The organism is Rothia sp. HMSC066G02 (genome assembly GCF_001813145.1).
Classification (GTDB): domain Bacteria; phylum Actinomycetota; class Actinomycetes; order Actinomycetales; family Micrococcaceae; genus Rothia.
Window position 1 is genome coordinate 296,181 of record NZ_KV811597.1, and the last position, 6,227, is coordinate 302,407.

Annotated in this window: 6 protein-coding genes; 5 read left to right on the forward strand and 1 reads right to left on the reverse strand. The window is 57.7% G+C overall.

The features are described 5' to 3' along the window. The first annotated feature begins 9 nt into the window (after window positions 1-9). The 3 genes from HMPREF2894_RS07900 (at window position 10) to HMPREF2894_RS07910 (ending at window position 2,973) form a co-directional block, all read left to right on the forward strand. Complete coding sequence (locus tag HMPREF2894_RS07900) at window positions 10-1,692, forward strand: pentapeptide repeat-containing protein (protein WP_070678685.1); 1,683 nt, start codon at window positions 10-12, stop codon at window positions 1,690-1,692. A 136-nt stretch (window positions 1,693-1,828) separates the two neighbouring features. Further along, window positions 1,829-2,308, forward strand: a complete 480-nt coding sequence (locus tag HMPREF2894_RS07905) for a low molecular weight protein-tyrosine-phosphatase (protein WP_246827034.1) — start codon at window positions 1,829-1,831, stop codon at window positions 2,306-2,308. Continuing rightward, on the forward strand, window positions 2,305-2,973 hold the full coding sequence (locus HMPREF2894_RS07910; protein WP_070678693.1) for a nucleoside/nucleotide kinase family protein: 669 nt from the start codon (window positions 2,305-2,307) through the stop codon (window positions 2,971-2,973). Before HMPREF2894_RS07905 ends, HMPREF2894_RS07910 begins: the two co-directional genes overlap by 4 nt. Before the next feature lie 94 nt (window positions 2,974-3,067). On the opposite strand, the gene HMPREF2894_RS09300 is transcribed toward HMPREF2894_RS07910, so the two are convergent. After that, on the reverse strand, window positions 3,068-3,196 hold the full coding sequence (locus tag HMPREF2894_RS09300) for a hypothetical protein (RefSeq protein WP_256388349.1): 129 nt from the start codon (window positions 3,194-3,196) through the stop codon (window positions 3,068-3,070). Between the two features lie 492 nt (window positions 3,197-3,688). On the opposite strand from HMPREF2894_RS09300, the gene HMPREF2894_RS07920 reads away from it, so the two are divergent. Together HMPREF2894_RS07920 and HMPREF2894_RS07925 are read left to right on the forward strand one after the other, a co-directional pair. Further along, a complete protein-coding gene (locus HMPREF2894_RS07920; protein WP_371325812.1) occupies window positions 3,689-4,984 on the forward strand; it encodes a multidrug effflux MFS transporter in 1,296 nt (431 codons plus the stop codon). A 213-nt stretch (window positions 4,985-5,197) separates the two neighbouring features. Then, a complete protein-coding gene (locus HMPREF2894_RS07925; protein WP_070678702.1) occupies window positions 5,198-6,100 on the forward strand; it encodes an aminotransferase class IV in 903 nt (300 codons plus the stop codon). Window positions 6,101-6,227: the final 127 nt, after the last annotated feature.

Here is a 6,227-nt window from a genome sequence, read left to right on the forward strand (position 1 = left end):
ACTAGACACATGCATTTAGATTCGACGGGGGCCTGGTGGCTACTTGGCATATGCGCAGTTTTAGTTGTCATCTTCTTACTCGTTGCACATTTCACACAGCTAAAGACAAAAATACCCCGGTTCTACAGCTGGATTGGGGCAATCGCCATCTTCGGCGGAGCATTAGCTTTTCTCTTGCCCATCGCGCTCAATTCCGGTTTCGGAAAGGACGATGACGGTCCAGTTCTTCGGCAGCTCATCCTCTACACCACCGGTGGTCTTCTAGGTGTCATTACTCTTGGTGAAACTCACCGAAAGAATAACCAGGAAAAAGAGAAAAACGAAAACGATCATACCCGTCAGGTGTATGCGGAACGCCGAAGCCGCTACACCAAGGCTGTAGAGCAACTAGCAAACGAGAAAGCAGCTGTCCGTTTGGGCGGTATCTATACACTTGTGGGCTTGGCCGATGAATGGCTTGCGGACGATAGCCTCACTAAAGATAAACAGAACGAAGAAGGACAGGTTATTATCAATAACCTCTGTTCCTATATTCGTTCCCCCTTCCCACTGGCGGCAAAAATTGAAGAATACGAAGCCCACAAGGAACTAGAAAAGCTCCAGAAATCAGAATCCGGGAAGCTCAGCGAAGAAGAGTCTTTACGGCTCCAGATTCTGATTAAGCGTTTTGAAGATTCTGATGAATACGAAAAACCTAAAGACATCACCACAGACTATGCAAAGTTCCACGAAGAACAGGACGTACGCCGCACTATCTTCGTTGAGATGAGCAAGCGCAGTAGTACCTTCACCAAGAATGATAAGGGTGAAATAATCGAAACCGTTCCAGGAATCTGGAGTGACTTTGATTTCGATTTCAGCCGAGCTCCCATTTTCTATTCTCTCAGTAGCCTCACGATTGAGAAAGGTAATTTTTCTTCTGCCAAGTTCTACAGCAAAGCAGACTTCAGCGGGGCGACCTTCACCCAAAACGCGGATTTCAGCAAGGCGACCTTCACCCAAAACGCAAACTTCAGCTGGGCGAAATTCACCCAAGACGCGAGCTTCAGCGGGGCGACCTTCACCCAAAACGCAAACTTCAGCTGGGCGACCTTCGCCCAAAACGCAAACTTCAGCTGGGCGAAATTCAACAAAATCATGCTCTTCGACAAGGCAACCTTCAACAACGAAGCACACTTCGGCGAAGCGACCTTCAACAAATTGGCTGGCTTCGGCGAGACGGTTTTCAACAACGAAGCACACTTCAGCAAGGCAATCTTCAACAAGGGAGCATACTTCGGCGAAACGACCTTCAATCACGAATCGCGCTTCGGCGAGACGCTTTTCCGCGACATCGCGCACTTCGTCAAGGCAACCTTCACCGGAAACGTAGACTTCGGGGGCGCGGAGTTCTCCGAAAGGGCAAACTTCTGGGGCGCAGAGTTCAGTGGAGACGCAGACTTCAAGGACTCATATTTCGCAAAGTATGCACCCATATTTGCAGATGACTCCAGCGCTGCCCGATTCTCTAACCGAATCAATTGGGCAGACAGCAACTTCTCTGTTCATTCCAGAAGTCAGCCTATTAACCCTGGTGATGCAACGCTCGACGGTAAAACCTTCAGAATCCCTCTCGGGACAGTAGTTTTCAGCCCAGATTCATGGAATGAAGAAAGCAAGAAATACATCCGCATAAGCGACCCTGCGAAGTAAAACTCTCTATTACCTCTGTCGCCGGGAAATCGCGTCCTGGGTAGCTCACCAGCACAGCCCCGCCCATGTCCTCTGATCCAGCGGGGCTGTGCCATGCCCGCCACCCCACCGATACACTAGAACCATGTACCGAATCATGACTGTCTGCACCGGCAACATCTGCCGCTCCCCCGTCGGCGAATACCTCATCCGCCAGCACGCCCAAGAAGCCGGCGTGCCCGTCACCGTCACCTCCAGCGGCATCAGCAACGAAGAAGAAGGCAACCGCATCGACCCGCGCGCCGCCGCGCAGCTCGCCACCCGCGGTATCGACCCGTCCGCGCACCACGCCAGCGTCTTCACCGTCGAGGACTTCGACCGCAACGACCTCATCCTCGCCATGGACGCACCCCACTACCTGCGCCTCAAGTCCCTCGCCCGCAACGAGGACGACAAAGCCAAAATCCGTATGATGCGCAGCTTCGACCCGAAGGTCACCACCACCCATCTGGACCAGCTCGGCATCTACGACCCCTGGTACGGTAGCGAACGCGACTTCGTGTACACCACCGGCCTCATTGACGCCGCCGCACGCGGCCTCATCAACCACCTCAAGCAGGAAGGCGACGCCCAGTGAGCCAGCGTATCCCCCTGAACCAGAACCGCCGCGTCACCGGCACCGCCGAAATCCTGGAGCTCTGCAAAGACATGCTGCGCCTGGAGCACGGCATCGGCAACGACTTTGACATGGACACCGCCGAATTCGCCGAATTCCGTGAGCAGTTCCTCGCGGACTTCGCACAAATCCCGCTGATTATCGGCATTGACGGCCGCAGCGGCACCGGCAAAACCAGCCTCGCCGCGCAGCTTGAGCAGGAGCTCACCGCCGCCGGCCACAGCGTGCACGTGCTGCACCTGGACGACTTCTACCCCGGCTGGGACGGCCTCTTCGATGGCGTGGAGGCGTGGGACGCGCTATCCGTGCAGCTGACCGAAGGTATTGCCGGAACCTACACCCCGTGGGATTGGGAGGCGGGCACCCCCGGTGAGGTGCGCACCGTCGACCCGGCGGCTACGCAGGTCATCATCTGTGAGGGTGTCGGCGCGATTGCTGGCGCCTGCGAGGTGCGTATTCTCGCCACCGCCCCGGACGAAGTGCGCCACGAACGCGCCATGGCTCGTGACGGTGACACGTTCCGCCCGCATTGGGAACGCTGGGCGGCGCAGGAGGAGGCGTTGCTCGCCGAGATCCCGGAGGACTACGCGACCGTGGACTTCATCTACGACAGCGCGGCGCAGTAGTAGCCGCCTACAAGACAGTAGGGCCCAATGCTTTGTGTATCTCGAAGTATTGGGCCCTACGGCTATTCAGAGGCAGTTTTGTTCAGGCGCTGTTTTACTCGGGCATGGGAGCCGGGCTAGCGGATTCCATGCGGTCTTTATCCCAGTAGGTTGAGGTATTGCTCGGCGCGTGCGTGGAGGCGGTGCCGTCTTTTTCGTTACCCGGGTGGTTGTTAGAAAGCACAGCGAGGATTACGAGCAAGACGCAAGCTATGAGCAGCAGGATACATAGCAAATATTTGTAATAGTGGTTGCGCATCTGAGGTTGTCCCTCCGGTCGTATCGCGTGGTATGACCAACGTAAGTTATGCGGTTGGGCCTAGCAATGCTTCTCAAGGATATTTCTCAAATATTTCTGCATGGGCTTGGGGTTGCTGATTAGCAAACTAAAGCAAACGGCTCAAGGGGCGGTGTTATCCGTAAGCGACATCAGGGTGTCCGAAGCGAAGCGAGGACGGGTGCCCCTGTAGGAGCGTGGAGAACACCGCCTCCTTCTACGCACCTTCCCCCAAGCCCTCCCAACCCAGCTCAAAAAAATATCAAACGTTTAACTTACGAAGCCACCCCCGATTCTGCTACCGTGAACAAGTTGTGCTTCCAGCCTGCGCAAGCTCATCCCCCGGGGCGGTACCACCGCATCCACGTCTTGTAGAGCCGCAGGCGCCGTTGCACGCGCATCACACAGAAAGAAAAACTAAGACTAATGTCTTCGAAGTCGATTAAGACCTCCTTCGGGCTATCGCCCCTTTTCATTGTTGTTCTGGCGCTACTGACCGCTATCGCGCCGCTTGCCACGGACATGTACCTGGCGGCGCTGCCTTCAGTCGCTGAGAACCTGAACACCACCAGCACGAACGCATCGCTGACGTTGAGCGCGTTCATGGTGGGTATGGCGCTCGGCCAGCTGGTCGTGGGTCCGCTGTCGGATAAGACGGGCCGCCGCAAGCCGCTGCTGATCGGTGCGGTCATCTGTTTTATTGCGACGGTGGCGTGTGGTTTCGCGCCGAATATTGAGCTGCTGATTTTTGCGCGTTTCATGATGGGCTTCACCGGTTCGATTGGTGCGGTGCTGGCGCGTTCTATCGTGGCTGACACGACTGAGGGTCTGGCGACCGCTAAGCTCATGGGCGTCATGATGATGATTAACGGCTTCGCGCCGGTGCTTGCGCCGCTGTTTGGTGGCTGGGTACTGTCGTGGGGTAGCTGGCGCGATATTTTCCATGTGCTGGGCGTGATTACCGCGATCATGATGCTCGGCGTGATCTTCGTGATTAAGGAGACCCTGCCGGTGGAGGAACGCTACCAGGGCACCGCCTTGAGCGTGTACTCGGAGCTACCGAAGGTCTTCAAGATTCGCCGCTACCTGGGTTTCATGCTGACGATGTGCTTCGCGTTTGGTGCGCTGTTCTCGTACATTTCCGGTTCGACGTTTGTGCTACAGAAGATTCTGGGCCTGTCCGAAACCCAGTTCACGATCGTGTTCGGTGTGAACTCGATTGGTATTGTGCTGTTCAGTGCGATTGCAACGAAGCTGGTGGGTCGTGTGGCGCAGCGCCGCATTGTGAATGTCGGCGTGGTTAGCCTGCTGGTGGTGTCTTCGCTGCTGGTGGTTAGCTTCCTTGTCGGTATTTCGCTGGTGCCGACGCTGGTTCTGCTGTTCCTGCTGACCAGCTCGTGCGGCCTGATTTTTGGTAATGCTTCGGCGTTGGCGTTGAACGAGGCGCGCCACATGGCGGGTAGTGCTTCGGCGGTGATGGGTACGGTTCAGGCGATGCTGGGTGCGTTGGCGGCGCCGCTGGTGTCGTTTGCCGGTGAGCATGAGTACCTGCCGATGGGCTTCTCCATTCTGGGTTTCGCGGTCCTGACGGCGCTGGTGCTGTGGACTACGCCGCGTAAGGATTCGGACTACTCGGCTGACGGTTTGAGCCACGGTGCTGGTGAAGGTCAGGGTGCTCCGGCGGCGGGTCACTAGCCGTTCATAAGTACATATCTGTGCGTATGCCCAGGAGGGGCGGTGATATCCGTAAGCGACATCAGGGTGCCCGAAGCGAAGCGAGGACGGGTGCCCCTGTAGGAGCGTGGATAGCACCGCCCCTTCTGCGTGCCTCGCGTATCTGCCCCTGTAGGAACGAGGGCGAGCACTGTCTTCCCCCTCCGGCCAGGCATGCGAACGTACAATAAAACTATGTCTAGTACCGTAATTCTTCTGAACGAGCAGAACCCGCAGGGCATCTTCGTTGACCCGTCCGTGCCCCTCATCAGCGTTGATGATCAGGGTTTCACCCGCGGCGACGGCGTCTTCGAGACCATGCTGTCCGTCAACCGCCGCGTGCGTAAGCTCGGCATGCACCTGTCCCGCCTCGAGTCGTCGGCGCGTATGCTGGATTTGCCCGACCCGGAACCCGAGATTCTGCGTTCGGCGGTGGAGCGCCTCATGCGTGAGGCGACCGCCGGTGCCGAGACTGCGCTGGGTGAAGAGCACATCGTGAAGATCATTATTTCGCGTGGCCCCACCCAGGCGGTGACTTCCATGCAGCCGGGCCCGTACACGCTGATTATGGCGTCGCCGGTGCCCTCCTCCATCGTGAAGCGCCGCACCGAAGGCGTGAAGGCGATGCTGCTGCCGCGCGGCCACGAGCCGATGGACAACAGCGCCTACCCGTGGCTGCTGGCGGGTGCGAAGACCCTCTCCTACGCGGTGAACATGGCGGTCCTGCGATACGTGCAGGAGCGCGGCGCGGATGACGCTATCTTCATCACTGACGAGCGTCGCGTGCTGGAGGGTGCCACCTCCTCGGTGCTGGTTGCCAAGATTGAGGACGGCAAGAAGGTGCTATACACGCCTGAGCCGAGCCACGGAATCCTCCCCGGCACCACGCAGGGCGCGGTGTTCGAGGCGGCACGCCAGGCCGGCTGGGAGCTGGGCTTCGGACCGCTCTACCCGCAGGATTTGTTCGAGTCGGACGGCGTGTGGTTGGCGTCGTCGGTGCGTCTGATTGCGCCGGTAACTCATCTGAACGGCACGGCACTGGCGCATGACCCGGAGCTGACCGCGACCCTGTTGAACTACCTGGCGCAGCAGAGCTAAACGCATACAAAAAGGGACGGTATTATCCGAGCGAGGATAATACCGTCCCTTTGTGCTGTCTATGGTCAAGGGCAGGAGGTGCGTGTACCTTCCTGAAGCGACATCAGGGTGCCCGAAGCGAAGCGAG